The organism is Micrococcus sp. ACRRV (assembly GCF_022346985.1).
In the GTDB taxonomy this organism is placed as follows: domain Bacteria; phylum Actinomycetota; class Actinomycetes; order Actinomycetales; family Micrococcaceae; genus Micrococcus; species Micrococcus porci.
In genome coordinates this window covers 1-19,068 of record NZ_JAKRNH010000041.1, presented here as the reverse complement: position 1 = coordinate 19,068, position 19,068 = coordinate 1, and the positions used below count along the sequence as shown (strand labels likewise).

Genomic DNA, 19,068 nt, shown 5'->3' with positions numbered 1-19,068 from the left:
CCCCCGCCCTCCCCGAGGACCTCATCGACGTCGAGGCCCTCCTCGCCGCCTACCGGGACCTCCACCCGGACCCCGCCGACCCGGCCCAGAAGGTCGTGTTCGGCACGTCCGGGCACCGCGGGTCCGCGCTGAAGTCCTCCTTCAACGACGACCACATCGCCGCGATCACGCAGGCCGTCGTCGAGTACCGCGCGGAGCACGGGATCACCGGCGCGATCCTCGTGGGCAAGGACACGCACGCCCTGTCCGGGCCCGCGCAGGACACCGCGGTGCAGGTGCTGCTGGCCAACGACGTCGAGGTGCTGGTGGACTCCCACGGCGGCTTCACGCCCACCCCGGCGGTCTCCCACGCGATCCTGCACCTGAACGCGGGCCGTGACCTGACGGCGGCGGGCTTCTCCGCAGACGGGGACAACGCCGGCCTGGTGGACGGCCTGGTGATCACCCCGTCGCACAACCCGCCGGCGGACGGCGGCTTCAAGTACAACCCGCCGCACGGCGGGCCCGCGGACACGGACGCGACGTCCTGGATCGCGGCCCGCGCCAACGACCTGCTCGCCGCGCGCCTGGACGGCGTCACGCGCCTGGCCCCGGAGGACGTGGAGGGCCACGCGAAGCTCGGCTCCTTCGACTTCCTGGACCGCTACGTCACCGACCTGCCCCAGGTGATCGACCTGGACGCGATCCGCGAGGCCGGTGTGCGCATCGGCGCCGACCCCATGGGCGGCGCATCGGTGGCGTACTGGGGGGAGATCGGCCGCCGCCACGGCCTGGACCTGACCGTGGTGAACCCGGACGTGGACCCGCAGTTCGGGTTCATGACCCTGGACTGGGACGGGAAGATCCGCATGGACTGCTCGTCCCCGAACGCCATGGCCTCCCTGATCGAGCGCATGACGCCGGGCGCGGACGGGCACGCGCCGTTCGACGTCGCCACGGGCAACGACGCCGACTCGGACCGGCACGGGATCGTCACCCCGGACGGGGGCCTGATGAACCCCAACCACTTCCTGGCCGTGGCGATCGACTACCTGTACCGGAACCGGTCGCAGTGGCCGCAGAACGCGGGCGTGGGCAAGACGCTGGTGTCCTCCTCGATGATCGACCGCGTGGCCACAGACCTCGGACGCGAGCTCGTGGAGGTGCCGGTGGGCTTCAAGTGGTTCGTGCCGGGGCTGCTCTCCGGGACGGGCGTGTTCGGCGGCGAGGAGTCCGCGGGTGCGTCCTTCGTGAAGTTCGACGGCGGCGCGTGGTCCACGGACAAGGACGGCCTGCTGCTGTGCCTCCTGGCCGCGGAGATCCAGGCCGTCACCGGCCAGTCCCCGTCCGAGCGGTACCGCGACCTCGTGGCGCTGCACGGCGACCCCGCCTACGCACGCATCGACGCCCCGGCCACCGCGGAGCAGAAGGCCGCGCTCAAGGCCCTCTCCCCCGACGACGTCACCGCCACCGAGCTGGCCGGGGAGACGATCCTGGCCGCCCTCACCAACGCGCCCGGCAACGACGCCCCGATCGGCGGGCTCAAGGTGGTCACCAAGAACGCGTGGTTCGCGGCCCGCCCCTCCGGCACGGAGGACGTGTACAAGATCTACGCCGAGTCCTTCCTGGGCGAGGAGCACCTGAAGCAGGTGCAGCGCGAGGCGCAGCGGATCGTGGACGCGGTGATCTCCTGACCCCCTGACGCTTTCGTTCGGGAAACGGCACATCCAGGGGCGCTTCCGTTCGAGAAACAACACCACGACGGCGGCGACGCACCCTCCCCGGCCGCGTCGCCGCCGTCGCGCGGTGGGGCCGAGCACGCCCCGCCCTGCCGGCGGATCGCCGTCTCCTGCACGACAGTGCGGCGACACGCCGCCGTTTCCCGAACGAAAACGGGTGGGTAGCGTGGGCGACATGAGCCCGTCCCCGCGCGCCGCCGCGGCCGTCGCCGAAGCGGTAGGTGCCGGCGAAGTGCCAGGCCATGCGGATCATGAAGGGGCCGTAGTTGCCGACGTCGGCCGGCCACCAGTCCTTGGAGGTGGTGAGCACCTCGGCGATGGTCTTCTTGACCTCGTCCAGGTCCAGCGCGCCGAAGGCCGTCGGGTAGTCGAAGTCCGGGTCGTGCGGGTTGATGACCTGCTGCTCCTTGGCCAGGATCTTCAGGTTCAGGCGGCTCGGCCACCACTGCTGGTTGGCGTCGCCGGAGGTGGGGTGCGGGAGGGAGGCGCCCTTGCCGTGCATCACCGGGCATGTGCCGGCCGGGCAGCCGGTCTCGGACTGGGGTGGACAGGGGCCCGGACCCGTCAGGGGACCGGGGGCGCCGGCGCGGGGGTCCCGTCCGACGTCGTCGTGGACCCGCCGGAACGGCAGTCGGGGCACAGGCCCCAGTAGTAGACCTCGGCCTCCTCGATGAGGAATCCGTGGTCCTCGGGGGCGTGCAGGCACGGCGCGACGCCGGTCTGGCACGGCACGTCCACGAGGTCGCCGCAGCCGCGGCACACCAGGTGGTGGTGGTTGTCGTGGGCCGCGAGCTCGTAGCGGGCCGGGGAGCCGGCCGGCTGGAGGGAGCGGACCAGCCCGGCGTCGGTGAGCACGTGCAGGCAGTCGTAGACCGCCTGGTGGGACACCTGCGGGAGGTCCTCGCGGACCGCGGAGAGGAGGGATCCGGCGTCGGCGTGGGGGTGGCGGCGCAGGCCCTGGAGCACGGCCACGCGAGGCCGGGTCACGCGCAGGCCCACGGTGCGCAGCAGTGCGCTCTCCTCGGGCTGCTCGACCGTGACGGTGCTCATGCCCTCCACCTCACCCGATTGTCTTGAACGTGTCAAGAAAGGCTCCCCAGGGTGACCGGCAGGCGGACGGGAGCCCGCTGCCGCCCCCCGGCGATCCTCGGGCCTTCCCGCCCCGACGCCCGGCTGACTAGGGTCGGGCTCCGGTCGCGGCGCCCGCCGCGACGCCCCCACCGCTCCGGGAGGTCACCCGTGTCCGAGACCCCGTGGGTCCACCTGCCCGGTGCCGAGGGCGACGGCCGCCCCGCCGCCCCCACCGAGGCCGAGGCCGCCCTGCTGGCCGCCGCGCGGGACGGCGAGGACGGCGAGGCCGGGATCGAGCCGATCCTCGCCCTGCTCTCCGGTGACGACGCCGCCGCCTCCCTGGACCTGCCGCTCACCGGCGCGGGCCGCACCCGCCGGCAGTGGGAGCTGCTCGCCTCCGTGGGCGCCGTCTCCCTGTCCGCCGCCCGCGTGCTGGAGCCGCACCTGGACGCCCTCTCGATCCTCGACCAGGCCGGCGTGCCCGCCCCCCGCGGCCTCCTGGGCGTCTACGCGTCCGAGTCCGGCGGCGTCAGCCCCTCCGCCCGCCCGGCCCCCGGGGCGGCCGTGGGGGACGAGGACGCCGTCTGGCGCCTGGACGGGGACAAGCCGTGGTGCTCGCTCGCGGACCGCTGCACCGCCGCCGTGGTCACCGCCCGTCAGGAGGACGGGCTCCGCCGGGCGTTCCTCGTGGACCTCGGGGAGCCGGGCATGGAGGTCGCCGACCCCCGTTGGCCGTCCCTCGGCCTCGCGCCGATCACCACCGTGGGCCTGCGGTTCGCGGACGTGCCCGCGGTGCCGGTCGGCGGCCCGGAGTGGTACCTGCGCCGCCCCGGGTTCGCGTGGGGCGGGATCGGCGTGGCCGCCGTGTGGTTCGGCGGCGCCGTGCACGTGGCCCGCACCCTGCGCACGTCCCTCGAGCGGCGCACCGCGGCCGCCTCAGACGGCTCCGGTCCGGGCCCGGACCAGGTCGGTCTCGCGGCGCTCGGCCGGGTGGACCGCCACCTGCACGCCATGGCCTCCCTGCTGGGCCGCGCCGCGGACGACGTCGACGCCGGCCGCCTCGACCACGCCCACGGCCTCGTGGAGGCGGACCGCATCCGCGGCACCGTGGCGCAGCTGTGCACGGAGGTGCTGGACGTCGTCGGGCAGGCCACCGGCCCCGGCCCGCTCACCGGCGACGCCGCCCACGCCCGCGCCGTCGCCGACCTGCAGGTGTACCTGCGCCAGCACCACGGCCCCCGCGACGACGCCCGGCTCGCCGAGTCGCTGCTCGCCGCGGACCCCGCCGAGCGGGCGGAGCTGCAGCCGTGGTGAGCTTCGACCATCGGGACGACGGCACCGCCGAGGCCGTCTGGATGGCCGCCGGCGTGGGGGAGCTGCCCGCCCTGCCCGCGCGCGCGTGGACCCGCGCGGACACCCTGCTGGTGGCCGTGGCCCACCCGGACGACGAGACCCTGGCCGCGCTCGCGGACGGCCTCGGCCCCGACGCCGGCGCCCTGACCTGGGAGTCCCTCGCCCTGCCCGACGGCGGCCTGACCGACCGTCCCGACGAGGTCCGCGCCGCGCTGGAGCGCGTCCTCGCCGGGCGCACCCCCGCGGAGGAGGGCGGCGGCGCCGTCGTGCTGGTCTCCCACGACCCGGACGACGGCCACGGCGACCACGACGCGGTGGGCGCCGCTGCCGCGGCCCTCGCGGCCGACCACGACCTCGAGCTGTACGCCTTCCCCCTGTGGCTCTGGCACTGGGGCGCCCCGGAGGACCTGGCCCCGCGGCGCTACCGCCGCCTGGAGCTGGCCCCCGGCGACGACGCCGCCCGCCTGGCCGCCCTGGATGCGCACGCCTCCCAGACGCGTCCGCTCTCCGCCGCCCCGGGGGACGAGGCGATCCTGCCGGAGCGGATGATCGCCCACTTCACCCGCGGCTTCGAGACCTACCGGCGCACCGCCCCCGACGACGCCGGCGCCTCCCGCGCCTCCGCCGTGTTCGACCGGCTCTACCGCGAGCACGAGGACCCCTGGCGGTACCTGACCAGCCCCTACGAGGCCCGCAAGCGGGCGCTCACCCTGGCCGTGCTCCCGCGTCCGCGCTACGGGACGGTGGTGGAGGCGGGCGCGTCGATCGGCGTGCTCACCGCCGCGCTGGCCGAGCGCGCCGAGCGCGTGGTGGGCCTGGAGGCGTCCCAGGTGGCGGTGGAGCGCGCCGCCGCCCACCTGGCGGAGATCCCGCACGCCGAGGTGCGCCGCGCCGTGCTGCCCGCGGACTGGCCCGCCGACGTCGGCCCGGCCGAGGAGGGCGCCGGGGCGCCGGCGGACCTCGTCGTCGCCTCCGAGATCGGCTACTTCCTGCAGCCCGAGGAGCTCGACGCCCTCGTCGACGCCGCCGACGCCTCCCTGGGCGCGGGTGGCGAGCTGCTGCTGTGCCACTGGCGCCAGCCCATCACCGGCTGGCCCCTGGACGGGGACGCCGTGCACGACCGGGTGGCCGCTGACCCCCGCTGGCGGCTGCTCTCCGAGCACGTGGAGGCGGACCTGCGCCTGTCCGTGCACGCCCGCGCCGCGGCCGCCACGCACGCCGTGGCCGTCGTGCCGGCCATGGACGAGGCCGAGCACCTGCCCGCCGGCCTGGACGCGCTCTCCGCCGCCCTCGACCTCTGGGAGGCGCAGCACACCCAGGGCTCGGCCGCCGTCGTCACGGTCGTGCCCGCCGACGACGCCCCCACCCTCGAGGCCGCCCACGCCGCCCGTGCGCGGGACCCCCGGATCCGCGTGCTCGAGCTGGCCCCCGGCGCCGGCGGGGTGGGGCGGGCCCGTGCAGCGGCCGCCCGCCATGCCCGCGGCCTGTTCCCGGACGTGCCCGCCGAGGCGCTGTGGCTGGCCTCCACGGACGCGGACACCCGCGTCCCCGCGGACTGGCTCGTGGGCCAGCCCGCCCTGGCGGCCCGACGTCGCGCCGACGGCCAGGTGCTGGTGCTGGGCACCGTGGACCTGCCCGCCCACGCCGACGACGACCTGGCCCACCGGTGGCGCGCCGACTACGAGCACCGCGAGGACCACCCCCACGTGCACGGGGCGAACCTCGGCCTGCCGTGGGGGCTCTACGAGCGGGCCGGCGGGTTCGCGGAGGTCGCCGAGCACGAGGACGTCCGCCTCGCGGAGGCCGTGCGGGCCCTGGGCGAGGACCGGGTGCTCGCCACGGACCGGGTGCGGGTGCACACCTCCTCCCGGCTGGAGGGCCGCACGCCCGGCGGGTTCGCCGGGTTCCTGCGCGGCCTGCTCGAGGAGGGTGCCGCCGAGGGCTGACGGGGCGGGGTCCCGGGCCGACCCCGCCTGGCCCGACCCCGCCTGGCCCGGCTCAGCCGGCCAGGAGCAGCCGCAGGTGGCCGGCGAGCTCCAGCAGGCGCCCCTCGGCGCCGGGGCGGCCCACCAGCTGCACGGACCAGCTCAGCCCGGCCTCGTCACGGAGCACCGGCACGGCCACGGCGGGCAGGCCGAGGACGTTCACCATGGACGTGTACGGCGTGAACCGGCACTGCTCCGCGTAGTTCTCCTCCGGGTCCAGCGCCAGGAAGTGCCCGATCGCCGGCGGCGCGAACGCCAGCACCGGGGTCATGACGACGTCCACGGCCGCGAACTGCCCGCGCACGTCGGCGGCCCAGGCCTCCAGCCGCCCGATCGCCGTGGCGATCTGCTCCGGCCCGGCGGCTCGCGCCGAGGCCAGGAACGACGCCGCCACGGGCCCGACGAGCGCCTCCGCGCCGTCCGGCAGGGGCGCCCTCAGCAGGCCCGAGGTCCACGCGGTGCGGAAGTCGCGGTGGTAGCGCTCCCCGTAGTGGGGCACGAACTCGTCCACCGCGTGGCCGCCCGCGGCCAGTGCGGCGCCGGCGCGGGCGAGCGCGGACAGGGCCGGCCGGGCCAGCGTGATCTCCAGGTCCGGGGAGAACGGGGACGCCGTGCTCACCCCGATCCGGACCGGGGCCACCGGCTCGCCCGCGGCCCGCGCGTCGAGGAACCGGCGCAGGTCCGGGCCGGTGCGCCCCTCCAGGCCCTCGGGGGAGGTCATGACGTCGAACAGCAGGGCCGCGTCCTCGACGGTGTGCGCCAGCGGGCCGGAGACGGTCAGGTTGGTCACCGCGTCCTCGCCCGGGTCGGTGGGCACCGTCCCCCGGCCCGGCTTCAGGCCGACCAGCCCGCACGCCGCGGCCGGGATGCGCACGGATCCGCCGCCGTCCGAGCCCGGGGCGAACGGCAGGATCCCCGCCGCCACCGCCGCCGCGGACCCGCCCGAGGAGCCGCCGGGCGTGCGGGAGGGGTCCAGCGGGTTCCGGGCGGGCGGGTCCACCGGGTTCTCCGAGTACGCGTCCAGTCCGAACTCCGGGACGGTCGTCTTGCCCAGCAGCACCGTGCCGGCCGCGCGCAGCCGGGTCGTCAGCGGGTCGTCCTCCGCCGCCGCGGGAGCCTGCGCCAGCACGGCCGAGCCCATCCGCGTCGGCAGCCCCGCCACGTCCGTGAGGTCCTTGAACGCCAGGGGGAGACCGCGCAGGGAGGCGCCGGCGGCGTCGTCGGGGCGGGCGTCCAGGGCGGCGGCCCGGACCCGGGCGCCGTCCTCGTCCAGAAGGACGAACGCGCCCAGGCCCGCATGGGCGTGCGCCGCCGCGAGCGAGGCCTCCGTGACCTCCGCCGCGGAGAGCTCGCCGGCGGCGAGGGCGTCCCGCAAGGCGAGCGCGGTGCGGCCCAGCAGGCGCGCGGGGGCGTCCGGGGCGGGCGTCGGGGAGGTCGGCTGATCGGACGGGGAGAGGGGTTCGCTCACGGCCATGTCATCGAGCCTAGGGGAGGCCCCGCCCCCGCCGTAGGCTGGGCGCATGAGCCATTTCGAGACCGTGACCGTGGACCAGATCCCCGCCGACGCCGCCATCCTGGACGTGCGCGAGGACGACGAGTGGGCGCTCGGCCGCGCCGCCGGCGCCCAGCACCTGCCCCTGGGCCAGCTGCCCGAGCGCATCGAGGAGCTCGACCCGGACACCGACTACTACGTGATCTGCCGCACCGGCGGCCGCTCCGCCCGCGCCGCCGAGTACATGGTGGGCCGCGGCTACTCGGCCATCAACGTGGACGGCGGCTCCGGCGCCTGGCTCGAGGCCGGCAAGCCCATGGAGGCCGACGGCGACGCCGAGCCCACCGTCAAGTGAGCCCCGCGCCCCGGTACGCCTTCCTCGGCCCCGCCGGCACCTTCACCGAGGCCGCCCTGCGGCAGGTCGCGTCCCCCGAGGACGTCGACCTGCTCCCCGCCTCCTCCGTGCTGGCCGCGCTCGCGGCCGTGCGCGTGGGGGAGGCCGAGCGCGCCGTGGTGCCCATCGAGAACTCCGTGGAGGGCGGCGTCACCGCCACCCTCGACGACATCGGCGCGGACGAGCCCCTGCAGATCCTCGCCGAGGTCCTCGTGCCCATCAGCTTCGTGCTCGTGGGCCGGCCCGGGGTCGCCCTGGAGGACGTCCGCCGGGTCACCACGCACACCCACGCCTGGGCGCAGGTCCGCGGCTGGATGGAGGCGCACCTGCCCGGCGTCGAGTTCACCCCCGCGGGGTCGACGGCGGCCGGGGCCCGGGCACTCCTGCCCTCCGCCGGCGGGGACGGGGCCGTGGCGTCGTTCGACGCGGCCGTGTGCGCGCCGCTCGTGGCGGAGCAGACCGGCCTGCCGGTGCTCGCCGAGGCCATCGAGGACGTCACCGGGGCGGTGACGCGGTTCGTGCTCGTCTCCCGGCCCGGGCCCGTCCCGGAGCCGACCGGCGCGGACAAGACCACCCTGACCGTGCCCCTGCCGGACGACCACCCCGGCGCGCTGCGGGAGATCCTCGACCAGTTCGCGACCCGCGGCATCAATCTCTCCCGCATCGAGTCCCGCCCCACGGGCGAGGGCATGGGCCGCTACTTCTTCTCGATCGACCTCGAGGGGCACGTGGCCGAGGAGCGGGTGGGAGCGGCCCTCGCCGCGCTCCACCGGACGTTCCCCGGGGTGCGGTTCCTGGGCTCCTACCCGCGGGCCGAGGGTCGCCCGCTCACGGTGCCCGAGCACGTCACCGACGCCGCCTACCGCCGCGGCACGGCGTGGGTGCGGGGGCTGCGCTCGCGCTGAGCGCGCCTCCCGGCCGGCGGCCCGGCCCCGCTCAGATGTGCGGTGCCGGCTCCGGCACGGGCGCCTCGGCGGAGCGGCCGCCGTCCTCCACGGAGGCGTCGTCCTCGTCCCCCAGCATCACGACGAGCGAGTCCGGCTGGATCCGCGCGTCGAGGGCGGTGATGTCGCCGGTGGCGTCGCCGTCGAGCTGGGAGGACATCGGCTCCGCGAAGCGCACCTGCACTCGTTGGGCCTGCTCCGTGTGCATCACGGGGATCGAGGCGCGGTGGCGGGTGAGGGTCTTCGCGGCGATCCGCACCCAGTCGAGGGCGTGCCGGGGGGAGAGGACGAGGACGTCGAGCAGGCCGTCGTCGAGCTTGGCCTCCGGCAGCAGCTCCATGCCGCCGGTGAGCATGCCGCAGTTGGCGACCATCACGGAGCGCACCTTGAAGCGCTGCACGGCGCCGCCGTCGAGGGTGATGGACACCTCGTGGCGGCGGCCCCGCAGGTGGCGCATCCCCGCCTCGCTGTAGGCCAGCCAGCCGGCCATGTCCTTCAGCTCGTCCTTGGTGTCGCCCATGATGTCGGCGTCGTAGCCGGCGCCGCCGATCACGGTGAACGTCTGGCGGGTGCGGGCGCCGTCCTCGTGGGTCAGGCGCACGTCCACGGTGTCGATCCGCCGCTGCCGGCCGGTGAGGGCGATCCGCAGGCACTCCTCGATGTCGTTGATCGGCAGGTCGAGGTTGCGGGCCAGCAGGTTGCCGGTGCCCAGCGGCATCACGCCGAGGGCCACGTCGGTGCCGGCCAGCTGCTCCGCGACCGTGCGCACGGTCCCGTCGCCGCCGGCGGCGACCACCAGGCGCACCCCGGCGGTGAGCGCCTCGCGGGTCATGGCCGTGCCGGGGTCCTCCTCCGTGGTCTCCAGGACGAGGACCTCCCCGAGGCCCTCCTTCTCCGCCAGGGCCTCCATGGCGCGGCGGACCTCGTCCGCGCGGGCCTTCACGGGGTTCAGCACGAGCGCCACCTGGGGGCCGGGCAGGTCGACGCCGGGGGCCCGTCCCGCGCGCCGGCGCAGGTCGCCCAGCCGGGCCTCCACCGCGTCCAGCTGGCCGCGGGTGCGCTCGTGCGCGCCGTCCAGGCGGCGCAGACGCAGGCCCAGCACGACGACGGCGACCGCGAACAGGGCCGCGAGGACGAGGGCGGCCAGCGCCATCCACCACTCTGCAGACATGGGACGAGTCTAGGACCGGGGCCGGTCCCGAGCCCGCCCCGGGCGCCCGCGCCGCTAGGCTGAGGGCGTGATCGACGTCAAGGACCTCATCGACCAGCCCGAGAAGTACCGCGTCTCCCAGGAGGCCCGCGGAGCCGATGTGTCCCTCGTGGACCAGGTCGTGGCGGCGGACGCCGCGCGTCGTGCGGCGATCTCCCGGTTCGAGGAGCTGCGCGCCGAGCAGAAGGCGTTCGGCAAGAGGGTCGCCCAGGCGAAGGGCGAGGAGAAGCAGGCCCTGCTGGCCGAGGTGAAGGACCTCGCCGCCTCCGTGAAGGAGGCCGAGGCGGCGTCGAACGAGGCCGAGGCCGAGCTGCTGCGCCTGCAGCGCCTCTTCCCGAACCTCGTCATCGAGGGCGTGCCGCAGGGCGGCGAGGACGACTTCGTGGTCGTCAAGGAGGTCGGCACCCCGCGCGACTTCGCCGCGGAGGGCTTCGAGCCGCGCGACCACCTGGAGCTCGGCGAGCTGATCGGGGGCATCGACATGGAGCGCGGCGCCAAGGTCTCCGGCGCCCGGTTCTCCTTCCTCAAGGGCGCCGCCGCCCGCCTGGAGCTGGCCCTCATGCAGATGGGCCTGGACCTGGCGGTCGAGAACGGGTTCGTCCCCGTCATCCCGCCCACGCTCGTGCGCCCGGAGACCATGCAGGGCACCGGCTTCGACGTCGCCCACGACGACGAGATCTACCGCCTCGAGCGCGACGACCTCTACCTGGTGGGCACCTCCGAGGTCGCCCTGGCCGGGTACCACGCGGACGAGATCATCGACGTCGCCGACGCCCCGATCCGCTACGCCGGCTGGTCCACCTGCTACCGCCGCGAGGCCGGCTCCGCGGGCAAGGACACCCGCGGCATCATCCGCGTGCACCAGTTCAACAAGCTGGAGATGTTCGTCTACACCACGGTGGAGCGCGCCGAGGAGGAGCACGCCCGCCTGCTCGCGTGGGAGGAGCAGATGCTCGCGAGGATCGAGGTGCCCTACCGCGTGATCGACACCGCCGCCGGCGACCTCGGCATGTCCGCCGCCCGCAAGTTCGACTGCGAGGCGTGGGTCCCCACCCAGGGCACCTACCGCGAGCTGACCTCCACCTCGAACTGCACCACGTTCCAGGCCCGCCGCCTCAACATCCGCGAGCGCCAGGTCAAGGAGGACGGCACGGGCTCGAATGCGAAGAAGGGCGGCACCCGCACGGTCGCCACCCTCAACGGCACCCTGGCCACCACCCGGTGGATCGTCGCGATCCTGGAGAACCACCAGAACGCGGACGGCTCCGTGACCGTCCCGGAGGCGTTGCGCCCGTACCTGGGCGGTCTGGAGCGGTTCGAGCTCGTGTGAGCGGCCCGGGCCTCACTCCGCGGAGGCCGCCAGCCAGCCCAGCGCCTCGGGTCCGGCGGTCAGCAGGGCGCCGGGGTGGTCGCCGTCGTGCGCGTCCACGAGGAACGCGCCCAGGGCCGCGGCCAGCCGCCGGCTGTGGCGGTGCGGCACCACCCGGTCCCGGCGCCCGTGCCAGATCCGCACGGGCACCGGCGCCCGGCGGGCGGACGTCAGCAGGGGGGACCAGTCCTCGTTGATCACCTGCTCGTCCTGGACCGGCCCGGCGTGGCCCTGCCGGAACGCCTCCCTCCAGGAGGCGGCCAGCACCGCGGCCGACGACGGCGCCAGCGGCTCGCGCTCCGGGCTCGCCGCCGGGGGGCCGTCGGCCAGGCGGCTGCGCATCCGCCGCCACCGGAACACGCCCAGGGCGGCGGCCGGGGCCCAGTCCCGGGCGCGGGCGATCGCGCCGGCCGCCGGGAGGTAGAGCCGCGGGAACAGCCGGTTGGCCCACGGAATGCCCCGCAGCAGGCCCGCCGGGGCCAGCAGGGCCACCGCGGTGAGGCGCTCAGGGATGCGGGCCAGACAGGCCACCGCGTAGGGGCCGCCGCCGGACCAGGCGAGGATCGCGGCCCGGTCGATCCCCAGCTCGTCCAGCAGCCGCGTCACCTCGGCGGGCCAGTGGGCCAGCCGCCGCCCCGGCAGGTGGGGGGTGCGGCCCATCCCGGGCCGGTCCGGGGCGATCAGGCGCACGCCGGCGGCACGCGCGGCGGCGTCCAGCGCGGCCGCCTCCCGGCCTGAGCCGGGGGTGCCGTGGAAGTGGAGGACGGGGACGCCGTCGGGGTCGCCGTACTCGCGCCGGTGGAGCATGCCCGCATGCTACGCCCGCGCCCGCCGCGGCTCCGGTCCGTTCCCGGCGGACGTCCAGGTGCGCTGTCGTACGCTGTGCGGGTCCCGGCTGCAGGCGGCGGGACCGCCCGTCCGCGGCGGCGGGACCGCCCGTCCGCGGCGGCGGACAGCACGGGCGCGGCCGAGGGAGGGGGCAGGGATGGCGACGGCGGCCACGCGGGAGTCGGGCACGGTGGGCGGCACCTCGCCCGGTCCTGCCGGGCGTGTCCTGGCCGGTGCGCTCCGCTGGCTCCGCGGGGTCCCCGCGACGTGGACCCTGCTCCTGTTCACCGCCCTCGGGCCCCTGCTGCCGCTGGTGGACCCGGCCCGCCCGGGCAGTCTCCCCCACGCCCCGCACGAGGTGGCCACCTCCCTGCTGTTCGCCCCGCACCCGCTCGCGTGGGCGCTCGCCCTGGTGGGCGTCGCCGTCCTCGGGCCGCCGGCCGAGCGGGAGGCCGGCTCCGGACCGTTCGCCGCCCGCGTGGTGCTGGGCCACACCGCGTCCGTCCTGGCGGTCCTGGGACTGCTGTGGGCGGTCCGGCAGGTCGACCCCGCCTGGGGCGCCGTCCTCCGCAGCGACGCGATCGCCGGACCCTGGGCCGGACTGATCGTCGCGTTCCTGGCCTCCTCCGGCTCGTGGGACTCCCGGTGGCGACGCCGCCTCCTCACCCTCGCCCTCCCCGTCACCGCCGCCACGGTCCTGTTCTCCGGTGCGCCGGAGGACGCCTCGCTGCTCACCGCGGTGCTGCTGGGCGGCTGGCTCGGCCGCCGGAGGGCCCGCCGGCTGGGCACGGACGCGGCGCCCGTGGGCAGCCGCAGCGAGCGGCGCGTGCTCGTGGCGACGGCGGTGGCCGCCGTCGTGCTCGGCACGTTCCTGGCCGCGGGCTCACCCCACCTGGTGGGGCCGCTGGCGGGCACGCGCGCCCTGTTCGCGGCGTCCACCGTGTCCCCGGACATGGTGGCCGCGGCCTGCGCCGACGACGACCGGATCCGCGAGTGCGCCCGCGGCACGTACATCCTCACGGCCACCGGCCCGGGTGCGGTCCTGCTCGCGGCCCTGCCGCTGGTGCTGCAGCTCGTCCTCGCGGACGGGCTCCGCCGGGGCCGCCGCGCCGCCCTGCAAGGCACCCTGGTGCTGCAGTCCGTGCTCGCCGCCTTGGCCGCCGCCCACCTGGGCCTGGCGGCCTGGGCCGTGGCGGCGGGCCCCCGGGACTACCCCACGGACCCGTCCCTGATCACCCGGCTGATCCTCCCCGTGCTGGTGCCGCTGGGGGTGCTGGCCCTCGTGCTGGCGCACCGGGGGCTGTTCCAGGCGCGCGCGCCGCACGGGGCCTACCGGCGCCTGCGGGCCGTGCCGATCCTCGCCCTCGCGGTGGTGGCCATGATCGTGGCGGTGGGCCTGGCGGTGCCGGAGCAGTTCTCCCCCCGCCCCGGGGTCGGCGCGCTCCTGGCGGACGGGCTGATCGCCCTGCTTCCCTCCACGGCGCTGACCGTGCTGACCCCGGCCGCCCTGCCGAGCGGCCCCGTGGCCCGGTTCCTGCTGGAGTGGCTGCCGCTGGTGCCGTGGCTGGCCGGGATCTGGCTGCTCTGGCGCGCCCAGCACCCCCTCGGCGGGCCCGTCGCGCAGCCCGGAGAGGCCGCCGAGGCGGCCCGCGCCCTCGCCGCCGAGGACGCCACCATGGCCTGGATGGGCACGTGGGAGGGCTGCCGGCTGTGGCGCTCGCCGACGCACGCCGGCGCCGTCGCCTACCGGGTGCACCAGGACGTGGCGCTGACCGTGGGCGACCCGTACAGCTCCGCCCGTGACCGCGCCGTGGTCACCCGCCAGTTCGCCGAGTTCTGCGTGGCCCACTCCCTGGTCCCGGCCCTGTACTCCGTGCACCCCGTCACCGCGCAGGCCGTGGAGTCCCGCGGCTGGTTCGGGGTGCAGGTCGCGGAGGAGGCCGTGATCCGGCTCGGCGGGGTCACCTTCGGCGGGAAGCGCTTCCAGGACCTGCGCACCGCCCGCAACCGGGCGAAGAAGGAGGGCATCACGGCCCGCTGGACCACGTGGGCGGAGGCCGGCGACGACCTCCGCGCGCAGATCCGCGCGATCTCCGCGGCGTGGGTGGCGGACAAGGAGCTGCCGGAGATGGGGTTCACGCTCGGCGGCCTCGCCGAGCTCGACGACCCCGCCGTCCGCCTGCTGCTCGCGGAGGACGAGGACGGCCGCCTCCACGGGGTGACCTCCTGGCTGCCCGTGCACGACGCCGGGCGCCTCGTGGGCCTGACCCTGGACTTCATGCGCCGCGCCGAGGGCGGGTTCCGCCCCGTCGTCGAGTTCCTCCTGGCCCAGGCCGTCCTCGACGCCCAGGAGGAGGGGCTGGCCCTGGTCTCCCTCTCCGGGGCGCCCCTGGCGCGCTCGCAGCCGGACCCCTCCGCCGACGTCGCCCCCGCCCAGACCGGCGCGCTCGACCGCCTCCTGGACCAGCTGGGCCATGGGCTGGAGCCCGTGTACGGGTTCCGCTCCCTGCACGCCTTCAAGGAGAAGTTCGGCCCGGAGAGCGTGCCGCTGCGGCTGTGCGTCCCGGACCCGGCGGAGCTGCCCCGCGTGGGCGCCGCCCTCACCCGGGCGTACCTGCCCACCCTCACGCTCGGCGACCTGGTCCGCGCGGGCCAGGACCTGCGCCGGAGGGAGGGCTGACGTGGAGCGGTTGCCCGCCTGGCTGCTGGAGACCCCGCTGCTGGCGCCCTGGACGGTGCCCGTGTGCGTCGCGGTCGGCGTCCTGCTGGTCCTCGGCCTGTGGGTGGGGCGCACCCGCCGCCGGCCCTGGTGGGTCCAGGCGCTGGTCGTCGGCGTGCCCGCGGCGCTGGCCCTCGCCTCGTGGTGGTGGGTGAACGTCGTGTGGGCGCCGATCCCGGACGGGGTCGCGGGGCCCGTGTTCGCCTGGGCCGCGCTGCCGGTGGTGGTGCTCGCCCAGGCGGCCGTCGGCCCGTGGCGGCCCCGGCCGCTGCGCTGGGGCCTCGGGGGCGTCGTCGCGGTCCTGGCGGCGGTGCTCTGCGCGACCCTCGGCGTGAACGCCCACTACTCCGCCTACGAGTCGCTGGCCGTGATGACCGGGCGGAACGTCACCTGGACGGACTGGGACGCCGTGGACACCGCCCCCGCCCGCCAGGTGGTGCCCGTGGACCGGTGGACGGCGCCGGCCGGGCTGCCCGAGCACGGCACGGTCTCCCGGGTGGGGATTCCCGCCACGGACGCGCGGCTCGCCCCGCGGGACGCCGTGGTCTACCTGCCCCCGGCGTACTTCGCCGAGGAGCGCCCGGCCCTGCCCGTGATGATCCTCATGGCCGGGGTCCCGGGTGAGCCCCCGGACTGGTTCAGCGCCGGCCACGCCGCCGAGACCATGGACGCCTACGCGGCCGCCCACCACGGCCTCGCGCCGATCGTGCTGTCCGTGGACGCCAACGGCGGCGGCGCCCTGACCAACCGGCTGTGCTGGGACGGCCCGGACGCCCGCGTGGAGACCTACCTGACGCAGGACGTGCCCGCCTGGATCGGCCGGGAGCTGCAGACGGACCGGGACCGGACGCACTGGGCGATCGGCGGGCTCTCCAACGGCGCCACCTGCGCCCTGCAGACCGTGGCCCGCACCCCGGACGGGTTCGGCACCGTGCTCGTCTTCTCCGGCGAGCTGCACCCCTCCCTCGGCACGGAGGAGAGGACGATCGCCGAGGGCTTCGGCGGGGTCCGCGCCGCGTACGCGGCGAACGACCCGCTCTCTCTGTTCGCCGCAGCGCAGCGCGGCGAGGGTCCCGGGGCGGACGGGGCCTACCGCGGCGTCGCGGGCGTCGTCAGCGTGGGCCGCTCGGACGCCTACGTCGGCATGCCCGTGCCGCAGGAGCTCGTCGACGCCGGCCGCGCCGCCGGCATGGACCTCACCCTGCGGGAGTACCCCGGCGGGCACACGTGGACGGTGTGGTCGCGCGCCTTCGCCGACCAGCTGCCGTGGGCGGCCGGGCGCATGGGACTGGGGTGAGCCCGGCCGCCGGACGGGAGCGCCCGGCGTTCACCCGCGCGTCGCAAACCCGTCCGGGGCGTGTGGTTGGGTGGGGGCCATGACGAAGAAGCTCGTGTGCCTGGACGTGGACGGAACGATCGTGGACCATGACGGCCGCCTGCACGAGCCCGTGCGTGAGGCCGTGCGGGCCGTGATCGAGGCCGGCCACCACGTGGTCATCGCCACCGGCCGCTCCCGCGGCGCCACGCTCCCGGTGGCGGAGTCCCTCGGCATCGACTCCGGGTACGTGATCTGCTCCAACGGCGGTGCCACGCTGCGCCTGGACCGCGCGCTCGAGGACGGCTACGAGGTCACGGACCTGCGCACCTTCGACCCCCAGTCCGTGCTGGCCCAGCTGCGGGACCGCCTGCCCAGCGCCAAGTACGCGCTCGAGCTGCCGGACGGCTCGTTCCTCTCCACCGAGCGGTTCCAGGACATGTCCTTCGGCGTGGCCGCGGAGGGCGTGGGCTTCGAGGAGCTCATGGCCACCACCGCCGTGCGCCTGGTGGTGTTCTCCACGGACTCCTCCGCGGAGGAGTTCGGCCGGGCCGTGGAGGGCATCGGCCTGTCCGGCGTGACCTACTCGGTGGGCTGGACGGCCTGGCTGGACGTGGCCGCGGCCGGCGTCACCAAGGCGTCCGCCCTGGAGGCGCTGCGCACCGTGCTGCACGTGGACGTCGCGGACACCGTGGCCGTGGGCGACGGCCGCAACGACGTGGAGATGCTCCGCTGGGCCGGGCGCGGCGTCGCCATGGGCCAGGCCCCGGACGAGGTCAAGGAGGCCGCGGACGAGGTCACCGGCGGCGTCGACGAGCACGGCCTCGCCACGGTGCTGCGCACCCTGCTCTGAGGGCCGGAGGGCCCGACGGGCCGAGGGGGAGGACGGCGACGCGGGCGGGCCTCAGCCGGCGGCGAGCGCCAGCAGGCGCGCGGCGGCGGGCCGGCAGGCGTGCTCCTCGTTCCAGAAGGAGCGCTGCACGGCCTGGGAGACGGCCTGCGTGGTGATCCCCAGGGCCTGCGCGGCCGGCCTCTGCTGACCGCGCACGCCCGGCACCAGCAGGTCCAGCACGGACCATTCGGCGGCCGTGCGCGTCCACACCAGCTGGCCGATGAGCTTGAGCACCGCCTCCGCCTCGGCTGCGGCCTCCGCGTCCCGACCGCGCACGGCCAGCGGGATCCGCGCGGTGGACAGGGCCGCCGCCTCGACGGCCCGGCGCGCCGCCGCGAGGCCCGGCCCGCCGGCGTGGTGCAGGTCCCCGGAGGCGGGGATCCCCGCGGACCCGTCCGCGTGGCACACCGTCCCGACGCCGATCCCCACGTTCCAGCGGCGCTGCCGCAGCGCGCGCAGCGCCACGTCCACCGCGGCGTGCGGGTCCTCGAGGACGCCCACGAGCTCGTCTCCGACGGAGCGCTGGAACGGCAGCGCCGGGGAGCGCAGGCCGGGCACGGCGGCCGCCGCGTCGGTCAGCTCGCGCAGGAGCGCGTCCACGCGGTCGCCGGCGTCGGGGGTGTCCCGCTGGTTGAGGGTGAGCACGAACATGGTCGTCGATTCTGCCACCGGACACGGCGACGCCCGCCCACCCCGAAGGGTGGACGGGCGTCGCGCGGGGGTCGGCCGAGGGGCCGGTGGAGGCTCAGGCCTCCTGCTCGGCGGCCGGGGCGGCCTCCTCGGTGTCGACGTCGCGGCCCTGCGGCTCGTCGGACGGGGAGTGCTCGCCCTCGGCGGCGAAGCGCTCGATGGAGGCCTCGAGCTCCTTCTCCGCGGCCTCGCGGCCCTCCCAGCCGTCGGCCTTGACCCACTTGCCGGGCTCCAGGTCCTTGTAGCGGGTGAAGAAGTGCTCGATCTCCTGCTTCAGGGACTCCTCGACGTCCTCGAGCTCCTGGATGTGGTCGAAGCGCTTGTCCGCCGGGACGCACAGCAGCTTGGCGTCGCCGCCGCCGTCGTCGGTCATGTTGAACACGCCCACGGGACGGGCCTCGACGATGCAGCCGGGGACCAGGTCGAACCCGGGGAGGAACACGAGGGCGTCCAGCGGGTCGCCGTCCTCGCCGAGGGTGTTCTCGAAGTAGCCGTAGTGCGTGGGGTACTGCATGGAGGTGAACAGCACGCGGTCCAGGCGCAGGCGGCCGGTCTCGTGGTCGAACTCGTACTTGACGCGGGAGCCCGCGGGGATCTCGATGGTGACGTCGTGCGCCATGACTCTCCTTCGGTGGATCTGCTCGGTGCCCGGGACGACGGCGGCGCGCCGCCCGGCGGAACTGGGGCCAGCCTACCGGGGCGGCGTCCGGCCCTCCCGTGTCCGTCCCCGGCCGGCCACCGGACGTGGGAAGGGCCCCGGTCTCGCCGACCGGGGCCCTTCGCCTGTCATCACTCGCACCTGCATCGCTCGCACCTTCGATGAGGTGCCTTCAGCGTACGAACCCACCATGGACGCACCCTGCCCGGAACCTGGCAATTCCCTGACCAGCTCGGACCCGGGGTCGCGGAACGCCGTGGTACAACCGGGAGGTGACCCCCTCGAACCGGGCCGCCCGCGTGGCCGCCGTGACCCGCGTGCTGCTGGCCCTGGCGATCTGCGCCCTGCTCGGGCTCCTGGCCCACGACGTCCTCCTCCCGCGTCTCCCGACCCCCGCCGCCCCGGTAGGCTGGCCCCAGTTCCGCCGGGC

At 76.2% G+C, this 19,068-nt stretch carries 15 protein-coding genes and 1 pseudogene; 9 read left to right on the top strand and 7 right to left on the bottom strand.

Translation table 11 applies throughout. The annotated features are described in order from the left end of the window. Window positions 1-1,673: phosphoglucomutase (alpha-D-glucose-1,6-bisphosphate-dependent) (gene pgm, locus MHY29_RS06195; protein ID WP_239238948.1), on the top strand; the 1,673-nt coding region annotated here is incomplete at its 5' end. 238 nt (window positions 1,674-1,911) lie between these two features. Here pgm and MHY29_RS06190 read toward each other — a convergent pair. Together MHY29_RS06190 and MHY29_RS06185 are read right to left on the bottom strand one after the other, a co-directional pair. Beyond that, a pseudogene (locus MHY29_RS06190) lies at window positions 1,912-2,220 on the bottom strand (catalase-peroxidase); the annotation flags it as partial. Window positions 2,221-2,282: 62 nt separating this feature from the next. After that, window positions 2,283-2,768, bottom strand: a complete 486-nt coding sequence (locus MHY29_RS06185; RefSeq protein WP_239238945.1) for a Fur family transcriptional regulator — start codon at window positions 2,766-2,768, stop codon at window positions 2,283-2,285. Window positions 2,769-2,957: 189 nt separating this feature from the next. On the opposite strand from MHY29_RS06185, the gene MHY29_RS06180 reads away from it, so the two are divergent. Then, on the top strand, window positions 2,958-4,103 hold the full coding sequence (locus tag MHY29_RS06180; RefSeq protein WP_239238942.1) for an acyl-CoA dehydrogenase family protein: 1,146 nt from the start codon (window positions 2,958-2,960) through the stop codon (window positions 4,101-4,103). Further along, complete coding sequence (locus MHY29_RS06175) at window positions 4,100-6,088, top strand: glycosyltransferase (RefSeq protein WP_239238939.1); 1,989 nt, start codon at window positions 4,100-4,102, stop codon at window positions 6,086-6,088. The genes MHY29_RS06180 and MHY29_RS06175 overlap by 4 nt, the downstream gene beginning before the upstream one ends. A gap of 52 nt (window positions 6,089-6,140) precedes the next feature. Here MHY29_RS06175 and MHY29_RS06170 read toward each other — a convergent pair whose 3' ends face one another. Then, window positions 6,141-7,601, bottom strand: coding sequence for an amidase (locus MHY29_RS06170; RefSeq protein WP_239238936.1), 1,461 nt, complete (start codon window positions 7,599-7,601; stop codon window positions 6,141-6,143). A 46-nt stretch (window positions 7,602-7,647) separates the two neighbouring features. On the opposite strand from MHY29_RS06170, the gene MHY29_RS06165 reads away from it, so the two are divergent. After that, the gene (locus tag MHY29_RS06165; RefSeq protein ID WP_239238933.1) at window positions 7,648-7,974 is read left to right on the top strand and encodes a rhodanese-like domain-containing protein; all 327 of its coding nucleotides are present in this window, start codon (window positions 7,648-7,650) and stop codon (window positions 7,972-7,974) included. Beyond that, window positions 7,971-8,918, top strand: coding sequence for a prephenate dehydratase (pheA, locus tag MHY29_RS06160; protein ID WP_239238930.1), 948 nt, complete (start codon window positions 7,971-7,973; stop codon window positions 8,916-8,918). Before MHY29_RS06165 ends, pheA begins: the two co-directional genes overlap by 4 nt. 31 nt (window positions 8,919-8,949) lie before the next feature. On the opposite strand, the gene MHY29_RS06155 is transcribed toward pheA, so the two are convergent. Next, window positions 8,950-10,128: a diacylglycerol kinase family protein gene (locus MHY29_RS06155; protein WP_224355870.1), complete on the bottom strand. Its 1,179-nt coding sequence runs from the start codon at window positions 10,126-10,128 to the stop codon at window positions 8,950-8,952. Window positions 10,129-10,195: 67 nt separating this feature from the next. On the opposite strand from MHY29_RS06155, the gene serS reads away from it, so the two are divergent. After that, a complete protein-coding gene (serS, locus tag MHY29_RS06150; protein WP_224355868.1) occupies window positions 10,196-11,497 on the top strand; it encodes a serine--tRNA ligase in 1,302 nt (433 codons plus the stop codon). A 12-nt stretch (window positions 11,498-11,509) separates the two neighbouring features. Here the strand turns inward: serS and MHY29_RS06145 are convergent, their stop codons facing one another. Then, window positions 11,510-12,343, bottom strand: coding sequence for an alpha/beta fold hydrolase (locus MHY29_RS06145; protein WP_224355866.1), 834 nt, complete (start codon window positions 12,341-12,343; stop codon window positions 11,510-11,512). A gap of 178 nt (window positions 12,344-12,521) precedes the next feature. Between MHY29_RS06145 and MHY29_RS06140 the strand changes: the two genes are divergently transcribed. The 3 genes from MHY29_RS06140 to MHY29_RS06130 all read left to right on the top strand — a co-directional run bounded on the left by MHY29_RS06140 (window position 12,522) and on the right by MHY29_RS06130 (window position 17,251). Continuing rightward, window positions 12,522-15,044 (top strand): bifunctional lysylphosphatidylglycerol flippase/synthetase MprF, encoded by a 2,523-nt coding sequence (locus MHY29_RS06140; protein WP_224355864.1) that lies wholly within the window; start codon window positions 12,522-12,524, stop codon window positions 15,042-15,044. Between the two features lies 1 nt (window position 15,045). Then, entirely contained in the window at window positions 15,046-16,380 is a 1,335-nt protein-coding gene (locus MHY29_RS06135; protein ID WP_224355863.1) for an esterase family protein, read from the top strand. Between the two features lie 79 nt (window positions 16,381-16,459). Further along, complete coding sequence (locus tag MHY29_RS06130; protein WP_224355862.1) at window positions 16,460-17,251, top strand: HAD family hydrolase; 792 nt, start codon at window positions 16,460-16,462, stop codon at window positions 17,249-17,251. A gap of 51 nt (window positions 17,252-17,302) precedes the next feature. Here MHY29_RS06130 and MHY29_RS06125 read toward each other — a convergent pair whose 3' ends face one another. Together MHY29_RS06125 and MHY29_RS06120 are read right to left on the bottom strand one after the other, a co-directional pair. Beyond that, a complete protein-coding gene (locus MHY29_RS06125; RefSeq protein ID WP_239238927.1) occupies window positions 17,303-17,941 on the bottom strand; it encodes a hypothetical protein in 639 nt (212 codons plus the stop codon). A 94-nt stretch (window positions 17,942-18,035) separates the two neighbouring features. Beyond that, complete coding sequence (locus tag MHY29_RS06120) at window positions 18,036-18,599, bottom strand: inorganic diphosphatase (protein WP_224355858.1); 564 nt, start codon at window positions 18,597-18,599, stop codon at window positions 18,036-18,038. Between the last annotated feature and the right edge of the window lie 469 nt (window positions 18,600-19,068).